At 66.0% G+C, this 21323-nt stretch carries 18 protein-coding genes; 8 read left to right on the top strand and 10 right to left on the bottom strand.

Annotated features, from left to right (window positions below; translation table 11 throughout):
* Positions 1–14 precede the first annotated feature (14 nt).
* Positions 15–1487 carry a tRNA uridine-5-carboxymethylaminomethyl(34) synthesis GTPase MnmE gene (mnmE, locus tag CAL13_RS20985; protein ID WP_086073428.1) on the bottom strand — a complete coding sequence of 491 codons (1473 nt, stop codon included), beginning with the start codon at positions 1485–1487 and terminating at the stop codon, positions 15–17.
* A 105-nt stretch (positions 1488–1592) separates the two neighbouring features.
* Between mnmE and CAL13_RS20990 the strand changes: the two genes are divergently transcribed.
* The 7 genes from CAL13_RS20990 to CAL13_RS21020 are packed head-to-tail and all read left to right on the top strand — an operon-like array spanning position 1593 to position 9398.
* Positions 1593–3194, top strand: a complete 1602-nt coding sequence (locus CAL13_RS20990) for an ABC transporter substrate-binding protein (RefSeq protein WP_086073429.1) — start codon at positions 1593–1595, stop codon at positions 3192–3194.
* Between the two features lie 28 nt (positions 3195–3222).
* Positions 3223–4197, top strand: a complete 975-nt coding sequence (locus CAL13_RS20995; protein WP_086059116.1) for an ABC transporter permease — start codon at positions 3223–3225, stop codon at positions 4195–4197.
* Positions 4194–5123 (top strand): ABC transporter permease, encoded by a 930-nt coding sequence (locus CAL13_RS21000; RefSeq protein WP_086073430.1) that lies wholly within the window; start codon positions 4194–4196, stop codon positions 5121–5123. The genes CAL13_RS20995 and CAL13_RS21000 overlap by 4 nt, the downstream gene beginning before the upstream one ends.
* Before the next feature lie 14 nt (positions 5124–5137).
* The gene (locus CAL13_RS21005; protein ID WP_232467719.1) at positions 5138–6211 is read left to right on the top strand and encodes an ABC transporter ATP-binding protein; all 1074 of its coding nucleotides are present in this window, start codon (positions 5138–5140) and stop codon (positions 6209–6211) included.
* Positions 6208–7332, top strand: coding sequence for an ABC transporter ATP-binding protein (locus CAL13_RS21010; RefSeq protein ID WP_086073431.1), 1125 nt, complete (start codon positions 6208–6210; stop codon positions 7330–7332). Before CAL13_RS21005 ends, CAL13_RS21010 begins: the two co-directional genes overlap by 4 nt.
* Positions 7333–7347: 15 nt before the next feature.
* The gene (locus tag CAL13_RS21015; RefSeq protein WP_086073764.1) at positions 7348–8208 is read left to right on the top strand and encodes an N-formylglutamate amidohydrolase; all 861 of its coding nucleotides are present in this window, start codon (positions 7348–7350) and stop codon (positions 8206–8208) included.
* Entirely contained in the window at positions 8205–9398 is a 1194-nt protein-coding gene (locus CAL13_RS21020; protein WP_086073432.1) for a M20 aminoacylase family protein, read from the top strand. Before CAL13_RS21015 ends, CAL13_RS21020 begins: the two co-directional genes overlap by 4 nt.
* 80 nt (positions 9399–9478) lie before the next feature.
* On the opposite strand, the gene CAL13_RS21025 is transcribed toward CAL13_RS21020, so the two are convergent.
* The 4 genes from CAL13_RS21025 to CAL13_RS21040 form a co-directional block, all read right to left on the bottom strand.
* Positions 9479–10906, bottom strand: a complete 1428-nt coding sequence (locus tag CAL13_RS21025; protein ID WP_086073433.1) for a hypothetical protein — start codon at positions 10904–10906, stop codon at positions 9479–9481.
* 141 nt (positions 10907–11047) lie between these two features.
* Positions 11048–12196 (bottom strand): acyl-CoA dehydrogenase family protein, encoded by a 1149-nt coding sequence (locus CAL13_RS21030; protein ID WP_086073434.1) that lies wholly within the window; start codon positions 12194–12196, stop codon positions 11048–11050.
* 31 nt (positions 12197–12227) lie between these two features.
* A complete protein-coding gene (locus CAL13_RS21035; RefSeq protein WP_086073435.1) occupies positions 12228–14330 on the bottom strand; it encodes an acetate--CoA ligase family protein in 2103 nt (700 codons plus the stop codon).
* A gap of 141 nt (positions 14331–14471) precedes the next feature.
* The gene (locus CAL13_RS21040) at positions 14472–15839 is read right to left on the bottom strand and encodes an MmgE/PrpD family protein (RefSeq protein ID WP_086073436.1); all 1368 of its coding nucleotides are present in this window, start codon (positions 15837–15839) and stop codon (positions 14472–14474) included.
* Between the two features lie 286 nt (positions 15840–16125).
* On the opposite strand from CAL13_RS21040, the gene CAL13_RS21045 reads away from it, so the two are divergent.
* Positions 16126–17115, top strand: coding sequence for a Bug family tripartite tricarboxylate transporter substrate binding protein (locus CAL13_RS21045; RefSeq protein ID WP_086059122.1), 990 nt, complete (start codon positions 16126–16128; stop codon positions 17113–17115).
* 78 nt (positions 17116–17193) lie between these two features.
* Here the strand turns inward: CAL13_RS21045 and CAL13_RS21050 are convergent, their stop codons facing one another.
* The 5 genes from CAL13_RS21050 to rpmH all read right to left on the bottom strand — a co-directional run bounded on the left by CAL13_RS21050 (position 17194) and on the right by rpmH (position 20914).
* Positions 17194–18093, bottom strand: coding sequence for a LysR family transcriptional regulator (locus tag CAL13_RS21050; RefSeq protein WP_086059123.1), 900 nt, complete (start codon positions 18091–18093; stop codon positions 17194–17196).
* Positions 18094–18115: 22 nt separating this feature from the next.
* Complete coding sequence (gene yidC / locus CAL13_RS21055; protein WP_086073438.1) at positions 18116–19816, bottom strand: membrane protein insertase YidC; 1701 nt, start codon at positions 19814–19816, stop codon at positions 18116–18118.
* 48 nt (positions 19817–19864) lie between these two features.
* Positions 19865–20137 (bottom strand): membrane protein insertion efficiency factor YidD, encoded by a 273-nt coding sequence (yidD, locus tag CAL13_RS21060; RefSeq protein WP_086073765.1) that lies wholly within the window; start codon positions 20135–20137, stop codon positions 19865–19867.
* A gap of 139 nt (positions 20138–20276) precedes the next feature.
* Positions 20277–20657 (bottom strand): ribonuclease P protein component, encoded by a 381-nt coding sequence (gene rnpA / locus CAL13_RS21065; RefSeq protein WP_086073766.1) that lies wholly within the window; start codon positions 20655–20657, stop codon positions 20277–20279.
* A 122-nt stretch (positions 20658–20779) separates the two neighbouring features.
* The gene (gene rpmH, locus CAL13_RS21070) at positions 20780–20914 is read right to left on the bottom strand and encodes a 50S ribosomal protein L34 (protein WP_057654304.1); all 135 of its coding nucleotides are present in this window, start codon (positions 20912–20914) and stop codon (positions 20780–20782) included.
* Positions 20915–21323 lie beyond the last annotated feature (409 nt).

Here is a 21323-nt window from a genome sequence, read left to right on the forward strand (position 1 = left end):
GCGGCGCGCGACGATCACTTCCCAATACAAAACCGCGAAAAAATCTCCCCCAGCAAATCGTCGCTGGTGAACTCGCCGGTGATCGAGGACAGGCTTTCGTGCGCGAGCCGAAGTTCTTCCGCGAACAGATCGAGCACGCGGTCATCCTGGGCGGCATGGTCCTCGGCCATTTGCAGATGCGATTGCGCCTGCTGCAGGGCGCGCAGGTGGCGCTCGCGCGCGAGCCAGGGGGATTCCGCGCCCGGGTTCCAGCCTGCGATGTCCAACAGAGCCTTGCGCAGCGCGTCCAGGCCTTCGCCGGTGCGCGCCGAGATGCGCAGCTGCATGGTGACCGGCGGAAAGTTTCCACCGCCCGATAATTCTCCCGACAGCGCGGAACCGGCTTCGGGCTCGAACACCGAACTGCCGTCATCGGCGCCATTGGCGTCGCCCGCAAGGCCCGACCCATCCTGCGCCGGCGGCAGCAGATCGATCTTGTTCACCACTTCCAGCACGGGCGTGCCCGGCGGCAATCTGGCCGCGATACCCGCGTCCAGGTCTTCATCGCCCGCGGCCGTCGCGTCCTGCAGATGCAGAATCACATCGGCTTTCTCGATTTCTTTCCACGTGCGCGCGATGCCGATCTGTTCCACGGGATCGTCGGTGTCGCGCAGCCCCGCTGTATCGACGACATGAAGCGGGATGCCGTCCAGATGGATTTCCTGCACCACTTTGTCGCGCGTGGTGCCGGCGATGGGCGTCACGATGGCCACTTCATCCCCGGCCAGTGCATTCAATAGACTGGATTTCCCCACATTCGGGCGGCCGGCCAGCACGACGTGCAGGCCTTCGCGCAGGATCACGCCCTGCCGCGTCTGCGCAATGATGGCGCGCAGGTCCGCGGTCAATCCTTCCAGCAGCGGACGCGCCTGGTACTTCTCGAGAAAATCGATTTCTTCTTCCGGAAAGTCCAGCGTCGCTTCCACCAGCATGCGCAGATGCACGATGCGGTCGGCCAGCGCATTGACCTTCTCGGAGAACACGCCAGACAGCGACGCCATCGCGCCGCGCGCGGCCGCATCGGAAGTGGCCTCGATCAAGTCCGCCACGGCTTCTGCCTGCGCCAGATCGATGCGCCCGTTCAGGAAGGCGCGCTGCGTGAATTCCCCGGGTTCCGCGATGCGCAGTCCCATATCGCTTCCCGCGTCCAGGCACAGCTGCAGCACGCGCCGCAGCACCGCAGGACCGCCGTGTCCTTGCAGCTCGAGCACGTCTTCGCCGGTATAGGAATGCGGCGCCGGAAAGAACAGCACGATGCCTTCGTCCAGCACTTCGCCGTCGGCGGTTTTGAAGGGCAGCAGATGGGCATGGCGCGGCGTGAGTTCGCGTTGAAACAGGCGACGCACCAGATTGGAAAGCTGTGCACCGGAAACGCGCACGATGCCCACGCCGCCGCGGCCGGGCGCTGTCGCAATCGCGGCGATGGGGACTTGCACTATGGGGGACATATAACCGGATCGACTAGGCAATAAGGGAATATAACCGTTGCGCTGGGCATCTTTGCTGGGTATGTTCGCCGTGAGGTTCAAGCCCAACTTGATCAGGAGCCATTTATGTCTTTCCGGTTTACCCGGGCTGTCGCGGGGGGCGTTGCCGCCCTGGCTATCGCCCTCGGCGCTCACGGCATGGCCATGGCCAGGGATCTGGTCGTCGGTCTGAAGACCGAGCCCAGTTCTCTCGATCCCCAATACCATTCGCTGACCCCGAACACGCAGATCGCCCTGACCATTTTCGATCCGCTGGTGCGCGCGGACGACAAGCTCAAGCCCACGCCGGCGCTGGCCGAATCGTGGAGCGTGGACGGCGATGTGTGGACCTTCAAGTTGCGGCCCAATGTGAAGTTTTCCGATGGGACGCCGTTGACCGCGGACGATGTGGTCTTCACGTTCGAACGCGTGCCCAAAGTGCCCAACAGCCCCTCGCCTTTCACGCTTTATCTGAAGGACGTGGCCAAGACCGAAGCGGTGGATCCGCATACGGTGCGCATCACCACCAAGGGCCCTTCGCCGCTGTTGCTGCCCAATCTGGGTCAGATTCCCATCCTGTCCAAGAAAGCCGCATCCGGCCCCGCGCCGGAGGGCAAGACGACAACCGAGTTGAATGCGGGCGACGGCCTGGTCGGCACGGGTCCCTACAAGCTGGTTTCGTGGCGGCGCGGCGCCGAACTCGTGCTCGCGCGCAACGACAACTACTGGGGCCAGAAACCGGTATGGGATAAGGTCATCTACAAGCCCATGACCAATGCCGCGAGCCGTGTGGCGGCCCTGCTGGCCGGCGACGTCGACATGATCGAGGATCCCCCCACCGACGATCTGCCCAAGCTGAAGTCCAACAAGAGCCTGCACATCCAGGAAACGCCGTCCGTGCGCGTCATGTATGTGGCCATGGATCAGTACGCCGAGCCCACGCCCGGCGTGACGGATGCCGAGGGCAAGCCGCTGGCCAAGAATCCGCTGAAGGACAAGCGCGTGCGTGAAGCGCTATCGCTGGCGATCGACCGCAAGGCCATCCAGGAACGCGTGATGGGCGGCGTGTCGCAGCCGGCCGGCAACCTGCTGCCCTACGGCATGTTCGGTGCGTCCAAGGCGCATTCAGAAGCGCCGAAGCCGGACGTGAACAAGGCGAAGGCGCTGCTCAAAGAGGCGGGCTATCCCGAAGGTTTCAACATCATTCTGGGCGCGCCTTCCGGCCGCTACATCAACGACTCCAAAGTGGCGCAGGCCATCGCGTCGATGTGGAGCCGCATCGGCGTGAAGACCAGCGTGGAGGCGTCGGCGCCGCCGGTGTTTTTCAAGAACCGCGACAGCTACAAATACAGCGCCTATCTGGCTGGATGGTCGGTGACGAGCGGCGAGATGTCGAACGCCCTGGGATCGCTGGCGGTCACGTCCGATCCGTCGAAGGGCCTGGGTACGACCAATCGCGGCCGCTATTCCAATCCGAAGATGGACGAGCTGTACATGCAGGCGGCCACGACCATGGACGACGCCAAGCGCGCCGAGCTCTTGTCGAAGGCGGCCGACATGGTGATGGACGACTACGGCATCCTGCCGATCCACTTCGAGCTGTCCGTGTGGGCCATGAAGAACGACATCCGCTATGCGGGCCGTTCCGACCAGATGACCCAGGCCCAGGACGTGACGCTGAAGAAGTAGTCATGCGACGCAACGGAGTAGTACGACCGTGCTAGCGACCATCATTCGCCGCCTTCTGCAGACCCTCGTCGTCATGCTCGTCATGTCGGCGCTGGTCTTCGGCGGCATCTACCTGGTGGGCGATCCGGTGGCCATGATGGCCAGCCCGGACGCCACCGAAATCGAACGCGCGGCCATCCGGCAATCGCTGGGGCTGGACCTGCCTTTGTGGCGCCAGTACCTGATCTTCATCGGCAAGGCCATACACGGGGACTTCGGCAACAGTTTCCTGACCGGCGAACCGGCGATGCGCCTGATCCTGGATCGCATGCCGGCGACGATGGAGCTTGCGGTCGTTGCAATGCTGCTATCGCTGGCGATCGGCATTCCGCTGGGGATACGCGCCGGGCTCAAGCCCAAGGCGCCCGGTTCGCGCGTCATCATGACGGGCTCCGTGCTGGGTTTTTCGCTGCCCAATTTCTGGGTGGGGCTGATGCTGATCATGGTGTTCGCGGTGACGCTGGGCTGGCTGCCGGCGAGCGGTCGCGGACCCACCGTGCCCGTCGGCGGGATACGGCTGAGCGTGCTGACGCCCGGCGGGTGGGCGAATCTGATCCTGCCCGCGGCCACGATCGCGCTGGCCAAGTGCGCCACGATCATCCGCATCACCCGCGCCGCCACGCGCGAGGCGCTGCCCATGGACTACATCAAGTTCGCGCGCGCCAAAGGGCTGTCGGAGTCGCGGGTGCTGCGGGTGCACCTTCTGAAGAACATCCTGATCCCCATCGTGACTGTCGCGGGCCTGGAATTCGGGCAGGTGGTGGCGTTCGCGGTGGTGACCGAATCGGTGTTCTCCTGGCCCGGCATGGGCAAATTGCTGATCGATTCGATCATCAACCTGGACCGGCCCGTGGTGGTCGCGTACCTGCTGCTGATCGTATTTTTTCTGGTCATGTTGAACCTGGTCGTGGACATCATCTACACCGTTCTGGACCCCCGCGTACGACTGGACGGACGACGATGACGACTACCGCTTCCACCGACCCGCGCGCGGCCGCGCCGGCCACCGCGAAGGAGCAGGGACCCTGGCGTCGCTTCGTGGCCGATTTCTTCGCCAGCAAGCTGGCCACGCTCGGCCTGGTGCTGCTGGTGGTGATCCTCGGCGCGGCCGTGCTGGCGCCATGGATCGCGCCGCAGAACCCCTATGACATCGGGACGCTTGACATCATGGACGCCAAGCTGCCCCCGCTGAGCGAAAACGCCGCTGGCGACGGACGTTACTGGCTCGGCACGGATGGGCAAGCGCGGGACATGCTGTCGGCGATTCTGTACGGCCTGCGCACCAGCATGATGGTTGGCTGTATCTCCGTGTTTTTCGCTTTTCTGATCGGCGCCACGGTGGGCCTGGTCGCCGCTTACTTCGGCGGCCGTATCGATGCGCTGCTGATGCGCATCGCGGATATCCAGTTGTCGTTTCCTTCGATCCTGGTGGCGCTGATTCTGCTGTCCATCCTGGGATCCGGCGTCGACAAGGTCATCATCGCGTTGATTGTGGTGCAGTGGGCGTACTTCGCGCGTGCCGCGCGCGGCGCTGCGCTGGTCGAGCGCAACAAGGAGTACGTCGAGGCGGCGCGCTGCATGTCCCTGGGCTGGGGGCGCATCCTGCGGCGCCACCTGCTGCCGAACTGCATGCCGCCCCTGATCGTGATTGCCACCATCGATCTCGCCCACGCGATCGCGCTGGAGGCGACGCTGTCTTTCCTGGGGGTCGGAGTGCCCGTCACCGAGCCATCGTTGGGCATGCTGATATCCAACGGATTCGAGTTTCTGCTGTCCGGACGGTACTGGATCTCTTTCTTCCCCGGCGTGGCGCTGGCGATCGCGATCATCGCCATCAATCTGGTGGGCGACCATCTGCGCGACGTGCTGAATCCGCGCAACGCGAATTGAGAGGAGCATCGAGGATGACGACGATGACTCCAAATGCCCTGAGCGAAAACGGCGGCAGCGCACAAGCGGTTGCATCCGCTGCCGAGCAGCGCCCGGCGACACGCTCCAATGCCGCCGAGCCGTTGCTGCGCGTATCGGGACTGCGTACGCATTTCTTCACCCGGGCGGGCGTGGTCAAGGCCGTGGATGGCGTGGACCTGCATCTGGAACAGGGCGAAATCCTGGGCCTGGTGGGAGAGTCCGGTTCGGGCAAGAGCATTACCGGTTTCTCGCTGATCGGCCTGATCGATGAGCCGGGCCGCGTGGTGGACGGCTCCATCCGCTTCGATGGCCGCGAGCTGCGCGATGCGACCCAGGAGCAGATGCGTGCGCTGCGCGGCAACGACATCGCGATGATCTTCCAGGACCCGATGATGACGCTCAACCCGGTCCTGCGCGTGGACACGCAGATGATCGAGGCCATTCAGGCGCACCGCAAGGTGGATCGGACCGTGGCGCGGGCCCGTGCCCGCGACGTACTGGCAATGGTGGGCATTCCCTCGCCGGAGGAACGCCTGCGGGCGTACCCGCACCAGTTGTCGGGCGGCATGCGGCAACGCGTGGCGATCGCCATCGCCCTGCTCAACGCGCCGCGCGTCATCATTGCGGACGAGCCGACGACCGCGCTGGATGTCACGATCCAGGGCCAGATTCTGTACGAAGTCCAGAAGCTGTGCCGCGAGACCGGCACGGCGCTGCTGTGGATCACGCATGACCTGGCAGTGGTGTCGGGCCTGGCGGACCGCATCGCGGTGATGTATGCGGGGCGCGTGGTGGAAACGGGCACGACCGCCGATGTGATTGGACGGCCCCTGCATCCTTATACGCACGGTCTCATGATGTCGATCCCGACGCCCGAGACGCGCGGGCACGATCTGACTTCGATCCCCGGCATGACCCCTTCCCTGCTGAAACTGCCCGAAGGCTGCGCCTTCCGCACGCGCTGCCCGCGCGCCACCGATGCCTGTTCGAAAGCGCCCGACTCGGTGGAATGGCGCCCCGGCCATTGGGTGCGCTGCTGGCACGCCGGCGAACCGGAGGCGCGATGAATCCCGGTGTGACGCCCATTCTGTCGCTGCGCGGCGCGGAGATGCGCTTCGAGCAGCCTGTCGACCTTGCCGGCCGCATCGCGAACCTGTTTGGCGCCGGATTGCGTAAAACGGTCGTGCATGCGGTGGCCGGTGTCGACCTGGACGTCCTGCCAGGCGAGGTCATCGGCGTGGTGGGCGAGTCCGGCTGCGGCAAATCCACGCTGGGCCGCATGATCTCGGGCATCCTGCCGCCCACCGCGGGCAGCATCGCCTACGCAGGCAGGCAAGTGGCTGCCATGGACGACAAGGAGCGCCGCGCGTACGAGCTGGGCGTGCAGATGATCTTCCAAGACCCGTACGCGTCGCTGAACCCGCGCATGCGGGTGGAAGAGATCATCGGCGAGGCCCCCATGGTGCACGGGCTGGTCAGCCGGCGCGACCGTAAGGCCTATGTCGCCGAACTGATGCGGCAGGTGGGACTCGACCCGGCGTACGCGCAACGCTATCCGCACCAGTTTTCCGGCGGCCAGCGGCAGCGTATCGGCATCGCGCGCGCCCTGGCGCTGAAGCCCCGCGTCATCGTATGCGACGAAGCCGTCGCGGCCCTCGACGTGTCGATCCAGGCGCAGGTGCTGAACCTGTTCGCGCACCTGCGCAAGGAGCTGGACCTGACGTACCTGTTCATCAGCCACAACCTTGGCGTGGTGGGACACATTTCCGACCGGGTGGCCATCATGTATCTGGGCCGCATCGTGGAGTTGGCCGATACGGAACAGGTATTCAAGCGGGCGAACCATCCCTATACGCAGGCCCTGTTGAAGGAACTGCCGACGCTCAATCCGCAACGGCGCGACTTCCAGCCGATACGCGGAGAACTGCCCTCGCCCCTGGCGCCGCCGCCGGGATGCGCCTTTCACCCGCGGTGCCCGCATGCGATGGATCGCTGCCGCCAGGAGCGGCCGTTGTTGCGCGAAGTGGCGCCTGGTCAGCTGAGCGCCTGTCATTTGAACGATCTGCCGGGCGGCGCCGCCGCACGCCAGACCGCAAAAGCGGTGGCCTTACATCCCGCCCAGCAGGGCGATTTGCAAGTGCCCCGCGAGCCCGACCCCCTGACCAATCCCGCCACCACGCCCGGCTGAGGAATTCCCGACATGATGCGCATTGCCGAGACCGAGTTTGATCCGTACATCCGCATCGCACCGCGCGCCACGCCCCTGCCGCTGGTCTGCGATTCCCCGCACAGCGGGGTGGTTTATCCCGCGGACTTTGGCTATGCCATCGACGCCGCCGTCCTGCGCACCGGCGAAGACACTTTCGTGGATGAACTTTGGCAGGGCATTCCGGACGTGGGCGGAACGCTGATCCTTGCACAGTTTCCGCGCACCTACATCGACCCCAATCGCGAGCCCGACGATATCGATCCGGCGCTGCTCGCCGAGCCGTGGCCCGGCATGCTGAATCCCACTGAAAAAAGCCGGCTGGGTCATGGACTGATCTGGGCCCGCGCGGGCGGGCGGCCCATCTACGATCGCAAGCTGTCCGTGCAGGAGGTCAGCCACCGCATCCGCGCGTACCACCAGCCTTATCACGCCGCGTTGAACCGCGACATCGAGGCGGCTTACCAGTGGTTCGGCGCGGTGTGGCATTTGAATCTGCACTCCATGCCGTCGGACTCGTATGAGGTGATGCAGGTACGGAGCGATCGGCCGCTGGCGGACTTTGTGCTGGGAGACCGCGACGGGACCACCTGCGATCCGGAGTTCGTCGCCGTGGTGGAAAACTCGCTGCGCGAAAGCGGCTATACGGTTGCCCGCAACGATCCCTTCAAGGGCGTCGCGCTGATTGCGCGCCTGGGCAATCCGTCCCAGCGGCGCAACAGCCTGCAGATCGAGATTCATCGCGGGCAATACATGAACGAATCGACCTTCGAGAAGAACGACAAGTTTCAGGCCCTGCAGGCCGCACTGACCAAGGCGGCGCAAGACGTCGCGTTATACATTCAAAGGCAATTATGAAGACCCTGGACGAAATCGAGCGCGCGCATGGCGAGCTCACGGCGATACGCCGAGATATCCATGCCCATCCCGAACTGGCTTTCGAGGAAACCCGCACCGCGTCACTGGTGGCGGAAAAGCTGCGCAGCTGGGGCATCGAGGTGCATACGGGCTTCGGCAAGACCGGCGTGGTGGGCGTATTGCGCGCCGGCACGGGGGGCAAGACCATCGGCCTGCGCGCGGACATGGACGCCCTGCCCATGCCGGAGCACAACCGCTTCGCGCACAAGTCGACCATCGCCGGCCGCATGCACGGCTGCGGCCACGATGGCCACACCACCATGCTGCTAGGCGCGGCACAGTATCTGGCGAAGCACCGCAACTTCAATGGGACCGTGGTCTTCATCTTCCAGCCCGCGGAGGAAAACGGCAACGCCGGCGCGCGTGCAATGATGCAGGACGGCCTGTTCGAGAAGTTTCCGTGCGACGCGGTTTTCGGCATCCACAACATGCCCGGCATGCCGACCAATCAGTTCGGTATCCGCCCCGGCCCGACGATGGCTTCCAGCAACCGCTTCACCATCACGATCAAGGGCGTGGGCGGCCATGCGGCGCAGCCGCACAAGACGGTGGACACCATCGTCATCGCTTCGGAGATGGTGGGGGTGCTGCAGACGGTGGTGTCGCGCACCAAGAACCCGCTGGATACCGCCGTGCTGTCGATCACGCAGATCCATGCGGGCGACGCATACAACGTCATCCCCAGCGAGGCCGTGCTGCGCGGCACGGTGCGCACCTATACCACCGAGACGCTGGACACGATTGAAGACGCGATCCGCCGGGTGGCGACCACGCTGCCGCAGGTCTACGGCGGCACGGGCGAGCTGGATTTCGTGCGCGCCTATCCGCCGCTGGTGAACTGGGAAAAGGAAACGGCGTTCGCGGCGCAAGTGGCCGAGGCTACCTTCGGCAAGGAAAACGTCGATCGCGACATTCCGCCTTTCATGGGCGCCGAGGACTTTTCCTTCTTCCTGGAAAAAGTCCCCGGCTGCTACGTGTTCCTGGGCAATGGCGAAGGCGACCATCGCCTGGAGTCGTACCACGGCATGGGCCCATGCACCTTGCACAATCCCAACTACGACTTCAACGATGCGTTGCTGCCGGTGGGCGCGACGTATTGGGTCAAGATGGTGGAGACCTTTCTCGCCTAGCCTCCGATCGCATGGGCGGCATGGCTCGGGAAACGCGACGGCGCCATCCCTGCCATGAACGGGGGACCGGCGGGCCCGCCTTAACCGCTGATCCGGCGGGCCGGGCTGCCTTGGGCCGCGGCGTCCGCTGAGGCGGCCGGGGCGCTGGCGGATATGTAGGCCACGATGGCGTCGGCGATGCGTTTGGCCGCCGGCTCAGGCGGGCTTGCGTGCTCGCCCCTGCCCGGCTGCAGCGTACCGTCGCGCCGCAGCATCGCGATCCCGCCATGCGCGGCGATGGCTTCGGCCGCGCGGCGGTGGTTGGCGTCCATCGAGGCCGTTTCGTCGATCACCATGGCGCCTGGCAGCACCGACGCCACCTCGCTCACCATCGAGACCGAGTCGCCCGGCACATGGAAGCGCCCGGTAGGGCCGCCCGCGCTGCGATAGGCATGCAGCAGCGGGCCGTACGCGCTGGGCGATTCGGCGTACTGGAAATCGAACACGTCCACCTGTGCGTTGGGATAGGCGCTCAGTGTTTCCGCGAAAGCCCGGGTGACCTCGTCGCGGGTGCCGGTACGATGGGGATTGGGGTTTACCTCCGCGCCGTCCGGCCCGTACTTGCCGGTGCGCGGACTGCTCACGATCACGAAGTGGCAACGGCGGCGTCCTTCCAATTCCAGCCTGGCAATGTCGCTCGCCTGCCGGCGGGCATCGTCGGGGGTCAGGCGGCGCAGGGTACGCACTCCCGTTTCCGGGTCTTCGTCGACGACATCTCCGCCCAGCAATATCGATACGGTGTCGCCATCGACCTTTGGAATGGGCTTGTAGCCCTTGCCCGCGTAGTCGCGTGCAGCTTGCTGGATCGACGCTTCGGTCACGTCGTGCGCCACACCGGGGACCAGGATCAAATTGGTCCTGGCTGCCAGCTGCGTGCGTTCCTCTTCCGTGACCGCCGATACGGGCAGGGCCATGATCGCCGGCAGGCGACGGGCCGTCTTGATGTCCTGGGTCAGCTTATGGCCGGTAAACGCCGTGATGACGACATTGTCCGAGGGAACGTCGCCCAGCACGGGTGCAAGCCCGTGGTCCGATCCGGCCAGGATGAAGATCAGGCGATCGTATTCGCTGGCGTCTACGCGGTCCATCCAGCCCTTCAATGTTTGCGTCAGCGCGCGCTCCAGGCTGGCATGGTCGCGCCCGGCCACCGTCAATGTCTCGCACGAGATCTCGCCCGGCCGATAGAGGCCGGCGTCGACCAGCGCCCGCATCGTTTCGACCGCCACGGCGCGCGCCTGGCGGCGGTCGCCTTCGTGGCCCTGCGGCACGGCCGCGATCAGCTTGACGTGCTTTTGCACGGACGGGCTGGCATGGTGTCGGCTTGCGCAGGCGTCGCTGGCGCGGCCCGGCGTGGCGCGGTCGCGGCTGCTTGTCAGCGCGTGCGCCAGCGGGACGGTGGCGGGCGTCGGCGCGGCCTGCGTGCCCGCGGCGGATGGAGGATTGACAGGGGAAAGTCCGTGGATTTGCATGCGTATGTCCTTTGGTCGAGTCTGCGCGACGACGAAGGTGCGGCGCGGCGGTAGGAACGATAGGGCTGGCGATATCGCGCAGCCCGGGATGCACGCATTTATTCGGACGAGTTCTTCGGCGCGGCCGCCCGGTTCCCTGCGCTACGCCGGCCGCTGCGAGAAACTGCGCTCGAACACGCCTTCCGCGATGCGGTTCTTCAGTATCTCGATGGAGCCGCCCGCGATCATCCAGCCCCGGCATCGCCGCACGCAGTACTCCACCAGCGATTCCTGGCTGTATCCCATACCGCCCAGCACCTGCAGCGCTTCGTTCGCGACATCGAAACCCGCCTGATTGCAATACGCCTTGGCGATGGCCGTTTCGGTCGCGGACGGAAAACCGGTGTCCGCGTTGCACGCCGCCCGGTACAGCAGCAGTTGTCCCGCATCGAGCTTGATGCGCATATCCGCGAACTTCCACTGCAGGCCCTGGAATTCGCACAGCAGGCGTCCGAACTGCTTGCGCTGCTGGGCCCAGGCGCGCGCTTCCTCGTAGGCGTAGCGGCCCAGCGCGAGCGAGCGGGCGGTGTTGCCGATGCGCTCGACATTGAAGCCGGCGATCTGCTTTTTGAAGCCGCCCTCGCCCAGGACCACCATGTCGTCCGGCACATACACGTCGTCGAAAAAGATCTCCGCCCATTCTTCGCCCGACATGAAGGCGGAGCGCTTGCCCAGACGCACGCCCTCGGTACGGGTATCGATGAGAACCGAACCGATGCCTTGCGTGCCGGGGCCGAAGCGCACGTAGGCCAGGATGACGTTTGCGTGCGGCCCATGGGTGGTGAAGATTTTGGAGCCGTTGATACGCCAGCCCTGGCCGTCGCGGGTGGCGCTGGTCTTCAGTTCGGTGACGGCGGAGCCGGCGTCCGGTTCCGTCATGCCGACCGAAATCAGCGCCTGGCCGGCCAGCAGCGGCTTCAGATACTTTTCTTTCTGCGCGGCGTTGCCGTACTCGGCCAGGACGCGGATGGCGCCGAAATTGCCCGCCTGCACCACATCGGCGCTGCGCGGGCAGACCGACGCAATGGTCTCGATGGCGATGACGGCGTCCATGAGCGTACCGCCGATGCCGCCGTTTTCTTCCGCGATGGTGATGCCCAGCAGCCCCTGTTCGGCCATGGAACGCGCGACGTCCCAGGGATAGTCGTTGGAATGAGCGCGCTCGAGCGCGCCCGCACGCAGCTCGTGTTCCGCGTAGCGGCGGACAGCCGCTTGAAAATCGCGCTGTTCGGGAGTCAGTTGAAAATCCATGTCGCTATTTCCTTCTTGTGCAAAACAGGCACTAGGCCACACGCAGCAGGCCGTCCACGGCCACGACGCCGTCGGCGCGTACGAACAAAGGGTTGATCTCCGCTTCCGCAACCGTGACGGCGTTCAGCAGCGCCAGACGCGAGAACGCCGCGATGGCGCGCGCCAATGCGTCGCAATCGCCGCGCGGCAGCCCACGGTAGCCGCGTATCAGCTGGGTCACGCGAACTTCTTCGATCATGACGCGCGCTTCCGCTTCGCTGACCGGCGCGAGGCGGATGGAAAAGTCGGGGTTCAGTTCCGCTGCGATACCGCCCGCGCCCAGCAGCACCGTGGGGCCTACCATCGGGTCCCGCCGATACCCCAGGATCAATTCCAGCAGCCGGTCCTCCATGGCCTGCACGAGGATGCCATCGACGGCCGCATCGGGCGCATGCCTGGCGACGTTCGCCAGCATGGCGTCCACCGCGGCGCGGAGCCCGCCGGCGTCGGCGATGCCGACGCGAACCGCACCCGCATCGGTTTTGTGGGGGACGTCGCGCGACGACACTTTTGCCACGACGGGATACGGCACATCGTGATCCAGCGTGGCGGCATCGGCCAGGACCGATCGCGCGATGGGCAGACCCAGCGCCTGGAATATCCGTCCGGCCTCGTACTCCGTCAGCGCGCCGTGGCGCGGAATATCGGCCGGCCAGTCGATGGATGACGTGCCGGGTTGCTGCGCCTGTGCGGGATGTCCGGCGTCATGCCGGCGCTGGAACAGCACGGCCAAGGCGTCCGCGCAGGATTCCGGCGTGCGGAAGGCCGCGATGCCCTGCTGCCTCAGCAACGCGAGCGACGCGGGCGCTTCCGGCGCCAGAAAGGCGACCACGGGTTTCCCGTCTGGCTTGCGCGCCTGGATCAGGGGATTGACCGCGAAGTCGGGATGAAACTGGGCGGACGATCCGGCGACGCTCAGAACCGCATCGCACCAGTCGGCGATCAGCAGCTGTTCCAGCAGGTCCTTGTACTGTTCGGGGCGCGCGGCCAGCGTCAGATCGATCACTGGCGCAGACCGTATCCGCAGTCCCCGCTGCGCCATGTGCGTCACGAACTCAGCGGGCGGCGCGGCGGCCACGAGGCCGCGCATGCCAAGGTTGTCGACGACCGTCGCGGCCCCGCCTCCGGTGGTGGTGATGACAGCCACGCGCGGCGCGCCGCCATGCGCCGCCTGGACGCCGCCATAGCGTGCGGCCAGCGGCACGATTTCGAACAGCGTTTCCAGATGATGCACGCGCAAGACGCCATGGGCGCGGAAAAAGGCGTCGACCGCCGCGTCATTGCCCGCCAAGGCGCCAGTGTGCGATTGCGCCAGCGCATCGCCCTGTTCGGATCGTCCCAGCTTGTATGCGACCACCGGCTTGCCGGCCCGTTGCGCCCGCCGTAGCGCCGCGCTGAGTATCGGCGCCTGCCGCAGCGTTTCAAGGAAGAGCAGGATGACTTTGGTGTGGGGGTCCCGGACCAGCGCGTCGACGACTTCTCCGACACTGATGTCGCTTTCATTGCCCACCGATACGGAGCTGGCGAAACCGAAGCCTCGCGCCGCGGCTCGCGACAGCAGCGACCCCATCATCGATCCGCTTTGCGACACCATGCTGATGTCGCCGGGCGCGAGGTCGTCGGCTTCGAAGGCGGCATTCACCGAAACGATGCCGCCGGAATGCAGATTTGCGGTGCCGATGCTGTTGGGCCCCAGCACACGCACGCCCAGTTCACGGGCGCGAGTCACCAGCGCCTGCTGCCGCGCCTGCCCGTCAGGACCGGTTTCCGCGAACCCATCCGAATAGATCGTCACCACCCGTGCGCCGGCCGCGGCGGATTCTTCGATCACGCGGCCGATGTGTTCGCCGGGAATCATGACGAACACATGGTCCACGGGCCCCGGCAAACGGGTGAGGTCCGGGTATGCCCGTTCACCCAGGATTTCCGTACGCGTCGCGTTGATGGGATAGACGCTGCCGGAATAGCCGTGCTTGCGCATGAAACGCAATGGGCGCGCGGTGTTCTTGCGCGCGTCGCCCGATGCGCCGACCAGCGCGATGGCGCGTGGCGCAAGCAAGGCCTGCGCGAAATCTGTATGGGAGTCTGCGGACATGGTGTTGGCTATAGGCTGGCGTTGGGTCTATGGCTGGAGCGTGGCGACGGGACGGACGCATGCGCCGGCCTCCGGGGCGGCGCATTGGCTTGTAAGGCGCATTGCGGCGGGAAAGGACGGGGCGGGTCAGGACCGCGTGGGTCAGGACCGCGCATCATGCGTTGGCTGATCGGCTGCCAGGTCGAGATCGCGCACATCCAGCGACTCCAGTGCCCAGACCGATCGGCGCAGCTGACGCGCGCGTTCGCTGCCCAGCACCGGAGCGGCCAGCTCATCGAATTTGTCGTTGAGCTCCTTGTCGGAGAGCGGCGCTTCCGGGTCTCCCTTGCGATAGGGCGCAAAGTGTTCGTGCCGGGCGCCGTCATGTGTGACGATGGTCACGCGGGCTGCGCGCATGGACGGAAAGCCGGCCGTCAGCGCCGTGTCTTCCGCAAGCCTTACGCGCCGCATGAGGGCGCGCGTGTCGGCGTCCTGCAGCGCTTCCGGCAGGAAGGCCGCAAGGCGCACAGAGCCATGGCGCATCGCATATGCAACGGTATAGGGCAGGCTGAACTTCGCTTCGAAAGCGCTGGCCGGTTCCGGATTGCCCGCCACGTCGAGCGCGGCCCGGTAGGTGGCGACATGGATGCTGGCGATGTCTTGGGCTCGCACGCCGGTTTCTCGCAGCGCAAGCGCCGCATCGATGGCGGCGAACGTATGGCCGCAGCAGCCGTGGTTTTTCTGGGTGACGCGCGTGATGTTGTAACGGTCGCCCAATCCTTCCAGCACGGCATCCCAGGCCGGATCCTGCGCCAACGCGGCGCCGAAGCCTACCTTGCCTTCCAGGATGTCGGGCACGCCCGTGACGCCATGCGCCGCGGCCTGGCCGGCCCGTACGCCGACCGCGGCCGCGTGGCCGGCATGCAAGGCCTTGCTCATCGCGTCGGAACGAAACGCCTGCTGCAGACCGGCGGCCATGGTGGCGGACGTGGCGATCGCATGACCCATCGCGTCCGCATCGCCAGGGGCCGCGAGCGCCGCCGCCGCCGCGGCCGCGCCGAGCGAGCCCACGGTGCCCGTCGTATGGAAGTAGCGGTAATGGGACGGTTGCAGCGCGGCGCCGATGCGCGTGGAGATTTCGTATCCGACCACGATCGCGTTCAGCAGCGCGCGCCCCGTGCCGCGCCGGTGTTCCGCCAGGGCCAGTGCCGCCGCGATGACGGGGCATCCCGGGTGATACACCGCGTCGCGGAAGATGTCGTCGAACTCGGCGGTATGCGAGGCGCTGCCGTTGATCCACGCCGCGGTGGCGGGAAAGGCCGTAGTGCCGTTGCCGGGCAGGCTGCAACGGCCATGGCCCAGTTCTTCGTTATGGGCGGCCAGCAGCTCGCGGCAGGGGGACAAGCGGGTGCCCGGGTAGAGCGCGGACAGCCAGTCCAGTACGGCGCGCTTGGCATGATGCAGCACTTCATCTGCCAGGGGCGCGATGGCGTCGCGCGCGCCATAGGCGGACAGGGATTCGAGCAGCATGGATGTCTCCGTATGATGCGCGCGGCATGCGCCATGGCGCTTGGGCCCGCTTTTATGATCGTCGCCGATCCTCCCACTCTAGTCCTTCGCCACACCGCGGGGATTGAAAAATCGGCAAGCGAGCTTTCACGGCGGAGCAGGACTGCGGCCTCGATTTCAGTAGCGTCGATCCGCCGTGAACGCTGCCTTGCCAAATTTTCAAACCTTGCCGGCCGCCCTCTCCCTAAGATCGGAATGAGCCCGGGCCAACCGAGCCGAGAACAAGATCACAATGGAGACAAGCCTCATGACCTTTTCCAAGCGCCTGTTGCGTTGGGCCGGCGCCTGCGCGGCCGCCCTTGCTTGCAATGCCGCCATGGCGGCCGACGATGCGGCCGACTACCCGGCACGTCCCATCACCTTGCTCGTCGGCTTTCCCGCCGGCGGTCCTGCAGACCAGGCCGCGCGCATCCTGGCCGACCGGCTGCAAAGCGCGTGGCACGGCGCGCGCATCGTCGTGGAGAACCGCGGCGGGGCCAACGGCACCATTGCCGCCGCCGCGATGACCAAGGCGGCCCCGGACGGCTATACGCTCTTCCTGGTGACGCGCAGCCACGTCAACGTGAAATGGCTGTACAAGACGCTGCCTTTCGACGTTGAAAAGGATTTTCAACCGGTGGCCGTGCTGCTTACCATGCCGAACGTGCTCGTTGTCGGGCCTTCGGTCAAGGAAAAGGACTACGCCAGCCTGGCGCGCGATATCGCCGCCAAGCCGGATACCTTCACGGCGTTTTCATCGGGCAATGGCTCCGACCCGCATCTGGCCCTGGCCGAATTCCAGGACAAGACGGGGCTGCGGATCCGCCATATTCCGTACAAGGGCGGCGCGCAGGGGATGATGGATATGCTGAGCGGGCGCGTGGACCTGTCGTTTGCGACGCTGGGCACCGTGATGGCGCAGATTCAGCAGGGCAAGCTGCGCGGCTTCGCCATCGGCGGCGAGGCCCGCAACCCGCAGTTGCCGGACGTGCCGACCTTCGCCGAGGTGGGCGTGAAGGACTTTTCGCCCCAGGCCTGGTATGGCGTGATGGCGCCCGCCGGCACGCCGCCGGCAATCGTGGCCAAGCTGAATCGCACCATCAACCAGGTGATGAACACGCCGGAAGGCCGGAAGCAGCTTGCGCAGATGGGCGCCCTGCCTGCCAGGCTATCTCCGCAGGAATTCGCGAAGCTGTACGCGCACGATATCGCGGTGAACGGCAGATTGATCCAGGAGCTGCACGTCGGCGTGGATTGATGCCTTTCGTGGATTGATGGCTTTTGGATTGACGCCTTTGGGCCCGATTCCCTTTGCGCGGTCTAACGTCCGCCGGCGCTAGACCGCTCCGGGCGCAGGCCGCAAGGTGTCCACCAAATCCGCCATGAGAGGGCTCATGCTGGCGGCATCGCGCACGCACATGAAGAAATGCCGCTCGGCCCACGCATCCTGCAGAGTGAGCAGCACCAGCCCCATATCGGCCAGGTAATTGCGCGCGATGCCTTCGGGCACCACGCCGATTCCCAGTCCTTCGCGGATCATGCGGCAACGCGTCTCGAAGTTGGAGACTTGCAGCTTGACCTTGGGCGGCCGGGACACGGTGAGCCCGATATAGTCCAGGAACTGGTCGAGCGAATGCCGGGGGAAATAGCCCAGCAGGTCGTAGTCCAGCGCCTCTTCCAGGCGCAGCGAACCCCGCGCGGCCAAGGCGTGGCCGCGCGGGACGACCAGGCCCACGCGGTCGCGCCGGAAAGGAAAGGACGAAACGCCCGGCGCGGGCCGGTCCGCATGATAGATGCCGATATCGGCGGAACCGTCCGCCACCATGCGCGGCACGTCGTAGCTGTGCGCTTCCAGCAGGTCTACCGCGACGTTGTGGCGCCCGTTGAGGAAGCGCGCCATGGGTCCGGGAAGGAATTGCAGCGCGGAGGAAGGATTGGCGGCCAGCCGGATCTTGGCCTGACCGTCCGCGGAATAGCTGTCTACCGCTTCTTCCGCCAGTTGGACGCTGCGCAGGATGGCCTTGGCGCGCTGATAGAGCAGGACGCCGGCAGGTGTGGGTTCGACGCCGCGCCCATGGCGGTGCAGCAGCGTGCGGTTCAGGTGGCGTTCGAGTTCGGCCACCCGCTTGCTGGCGGCCGAGGTGACCAGATTCTCGCGTTCCGCCGCCTTGGAAAGACTTTTTTCCTCGACGGCGGCGACGAAGATTTCGAGCGCGGGGATGTCCAGCTTCTTCATGGCCAGCCGTCCCCGCCGCCCGTCAGCGCTTGGCGGATTCCGTTTCCAGGCGCAGTTTGCGCGTGATGTACCACTGCTGCAGGATCGACAGCGTGTTGTTCACGCACCAGTACAGCACCAGGCCGGCGGGGAACATGAACATCATGCCGCCGAACACCAGGGGCATGATCATCATGACCTTGGCCTGGACCGGATCCGGCGGCGTCGGGTTCAGCTTGATCTGCAGGAACATGGTGGCCATCATGATGGCCGGCAGGATGAAGTACGGGTCATGCACCGACAGATCGTGCACCCAGCCCAGCCAGGGCGCGCCCCGCATTTCGACGCTGGCCAGCAGCACCCAGTAGAGGGAAATGAACACCGGGATCTGCACCACCATGGGCAGGCAGCCGCCCAAGGGGTTGATTTTCTCGGTGCGGTACATCTCCATCATGGCGGCGTTGAGCTTCTGCTTGTCGTCGCCATACTTTTCCTTCAGCGCCTGCAGCCTCGGCGTGACCTGCTTCATGCGGGCCATGGACCGGTAGCTCGTCGCGGCCAGCGGATAGAACACCGCCTTCACGATGACCGTCAGCGCCACGATGGTCCAGCCCCAGTTCCCCAGGATGGAGTGCAGCCACGTCATCAGGGCGAACAGCGGCTTGGCGATGATGGTCAGCCAGCCGTAGTCGACCACCAGGTCCAGGCCCGGCGCCAGCGCCGCCATGGCCTTCTGGTCCTGCGGGCCGACCCACAGATGCGCATCGACGCTGGCCGACGCGCCCGGCGCGATCTCGCCCACGGCTTCGATCGTGCGCGCGGCATACAGGTTGTCGCGGACCTGCAGCAGCTCATTGGTGCGCGGCTTGCCCTCGGGCGGAATCCACGCGGTGGCGAAGTAGTGCTGCACCACGGCGATCCAGCCATTGTCGGCCTGCTTGATATAGCTGGCCTTCTTCTTCGCGATGTCGGAGAAGGTCGCCTTCTGGAATTTGTCCTGATCCGAGTACACCGCCATGCCGGTGAAGGTGTGATAGAAGCTGGACGTGTCCGGGGGATCGTTGCCGTCGCGCTGCAGCTGCAGGTACAGCGAGGGGCGCTGCGGGTCGGCGCTGGTGTTGGTCATGTCGTGGCGCACGTCGATGTCGTAGCGGCCGCGATGCAGCGTATAGGTCTTGGTGACTTTCAACCCGCCCGATTCGGCTTCGAACACCACCGACAGCGTGTCGCCCGTCATGTTGCGTTCGGACGAAACCATGCGGAACGGTGTCTGGTGCGTCGGGAAGCCAGGCTGGCTGGCCGCGCCCACCACGCCGGACTGCGCGACATAGGTCAGTTCGGGCGAGTCGTCCAGCAGCACGGTCGGCTGGTCGCCGCGATTGGAATCGGGATACTTCAGCAACACCGCCTGGACGAGCTGCGCGCCGGTGGTGTCGAAGGTCAGCCGCAGGACGTCGGTAGTGACGACGATCTTTTGCGAGTCCGCCTGCGCCTTGGCGGCCGCGGGCGGCACGCCGCCGGGGGTGGCAGGCTGACCCGCCGCGGGTACGTTGGGGATCGTATTGCCGGCCGCGGGCTGCGCGGCGTCGGGCGCGGCCGCCGGCTTCGAACCCTGCGGCGCCGTGGCGGTGGGCGTCGAGGCGCCGAACAGCGACGGCTTTCCGTTATGGACTTGCCAGTTGTTCCAGAGGAGCAACAGCGAGAAAGAGAAAATCATCCAGAGGACGGTGCGTCGGATATCCATGGTGCCTACAAGGTAAAAGCGGGACCGGCAAAGCCCGCCAGTTTAGCGTCAATCCTGCGGAGTGCGCTCGCGGGGGCCGGAATGGCAGGGGCAGCCGGACCGCGGCGCGTCGGGGACGGGGTCATACCCGCCGGGGCTCCAAGGGTGGCAGCGGCCGATCCGCCGGACGGCCAGCCATAAGCCGCGCCACCCGCCGTGGGTCTCGATCGCCTCGATGGCATAGGCGGAGCAGGTGGGCGTGAAGCGGCATTGCCGCCCTATCCACGGGCTCAGGAAGAACCGGTAAAACCGGATCGGTGCGATCAACAAGGACTTGATCATGCGCATGCACCCCGCGGCGGGTTCGGCCGGGCCGATGTTGCGCCCGGTGCGCCAGGCGGGCACGCATTCCGTGGCGAAGCTGATGCCGGTCTTGGTCCGGCGCCACATGCGCGCCGTGGGATGCGCGTCGGGGATCCCATCATGGCGCAGAGCGTAGCAGCCGTTGGAAGTGAGTGTCTACTTCGGATCGGGCTGCCCGTTTGAGGGCCCTGAGGGTGAGCTCGGTCGGCACCCGCGCCTGCAGCCGCACGACATAGTCGCCGGGCCGCAGCGAATGCCGGCATGCCCGGAACGCCTCTCGCACGACGCGCTTGAGCGTGTTGCGCGTGACGGCGCGAGGCGCGTTGCGCTTGGCGATGACCAGCCCCAGCCGGGCCTGCGGGGATTCCGCGGCGGCGCCGGGTGCGGCGAAGGTGATCATGAAAAACGCCCCTCGGGCAAGCCGGCGTCCCTTGAGGGCGGCGGCGAACTCGGAGGGGCGGTGCATCCGCGCCTCCGGCGGAAGCGTGGGGCGGGGCATATCGGGCAACTGCTCGGGCAATGGCGCGGCCCCTTGCGCGGTCGGCTGAGCGGGCACAGGCTTGTCCGATGGCGCTGCCGCCATCGGGCCGGCCGGCGTCGCCGCGCGTCCAGGCGCGGCGCTCAGACGGCCAGGCGCTTGCGGCCCTTGGCGCGACGGGCGTTCAGCACGGCGCGGCCGCCGCGGGTTTTCATGCGCACGCGAAAGCCATGGGTGCGCTTGCGGCGGGTGACGGAGGGTTGGAAGGTGCGTTTCATGGGCGGTCCACAAAAAGAACAATGAAAAATACGGATGGGCGGCAATCGTGGGCAAAAGGGCCCACGCGCCCATGGCCAAGGCGCTTACAGATCGATCGGGGTTTGCGGCGTCGCCATGGCGCTGCCGCCTCTGGCGGTCGGCCCCCGGGGCCTCGGACCTTCCCCTTGTCCATGCTGCCCGGCGGACGTGCTTCCAGCCTGAAATGCCGGGAAGCCGTATCCGGACGGGACGCGGCGAAGCGGAAACGGGGGACGAAACAAGTCACCCGCCGCCAGTCGAGCCCGCCATTTCAGCAAGTTTCTTCTCTATTGTCAAACAGTTAGGGGCCGGATTGCCACGCGCGGGCGCGCCGCCCTGTGGATAACCACAGCCCGGGCAAGGTAGAATCGAGGTTTAGACAAGACCGAC

It is taken from the genome of Bordetella genomosp. 9 (genome assembly GCF_002119725.1).
Classification (GTDB): Bacteria; Pseudomonadota; Gammaproteobacteria; order Burkholderiales; family Burkholderiaceae_B; genus Bordetella_C.

Coding starts and splice junctions, on each gene's coding strand:
- mnmE (WP_086073428.1), bottom strand. CDS start 1,487: ATGTCCCCCATAGTGCAAGTCCCCATCGCCGCGATTGCGACAGCGCCC.
- CAL13_RS20990 (WP_086073429.1), top strand. CDS start 1,593: ATGTCTTTCCGGTTTACCCGGGCTGTCGCGGGGGGCGTTGCCGCCCTG.
- CAL13_RS21000 (WP_086073430.1), top strand. CDS start 4,194: ATGACGACTACCGCTTCCACCGACCCGCGCGCGGCCGCGCCGGCCACC.
- CAL13_RS21005 (WP_232467719.1), top strand. CDS start 5,138: ATGACGACGATGACTCCAAATGCCCTGAGCGAAAACGGCGGCAGCGCA.
- CAL13_RS21010 (WP_086073431.1), top strand. CDS start 6,208: ATGAATCCCGGTGTGACGCCCATTCTGTCGCTGCGCGGCGCGGAGATG.
- CAL13_RS21015 (WP_086073764.1), top strand. CDS start 7,348: ATGCGCATTGCCGAGACCGAGTTTGATCCGTACATCCGCATCGCACCG.
- CAL13_RS21020 (WP_086073432.1), top strand. CDS start 8,205: ATGAAGACCCTGGACGAAATCGAGCGCGCGCATGGCGAGCTCACGGCG.
- CAL13_RS21025 (WP_086073433.1), bottom strand. CDS start 10,906: ATGCAAATCCACGGACTTTCCCCTGTCAATCCTCCATCCGCCGCGGGC.
- CAL13_RS21030 (WP_086073434.1), bottom strand. CDS start 12,196: ATGGATTTTCAACTGACTCCCGAACAGCGCGATTTTCAAGCGGCTGTC.
- CAL13_RS21035 (WP_086073435.1), bottom strand. CDS start 14,330: ATGTCCGCAGACTCCCATACAGATTTCGCGCAGGCCTTGCTTGCGCCA.
- CAL13_RS21040 (WP_086073436.1), bottom strand. CDS start 15,839: ATGCTGCTCGAATCCCTGTCCGCCTATGGCGCGCGCGACGCCATCGCG.
- CAL13_RS21045 (WP_086059122.1), top strand. CDS start 16,126: ATGACCTTTTCCAAGCGCCTGTTGCGTTGGGCCGGCGCCTGCGCGGCC.
- CAL13_RS21050 (WP_086059123.1), bottom strand. CDS start 18,093: ATGAAGAAGCTGGACATCCCCGCGCTCGAAATCTTCGTCGCCGCCGTC.
- yidC (WP_086073438.1), bottom strand. CDS start 19,816: ATGGATATCCGACGCACCGTCCTCTGGATGATTTTCTCTTTCTCGCTG.
- yidD (WP_086073765.1), bottom strand. CDS start 20,137: ATGATCAAGTCCTTGTTGATCGCACCGATCCGGTTTTACCGGTTCTTC.
- rnpA (WP_086073766.1), bottom strand. CDS start 20,657: ATGCCCCGCCCCACGCTTCCGCCGGAGGCGCGGATGCACCGCCCCTCC.
- rpmH (WP_057654304.1), bottom strand. CDS start 20,914: ATGAAACGCACCTTCCAACCCTCCGTCACCCGCCGCAAGCGCACCCAT.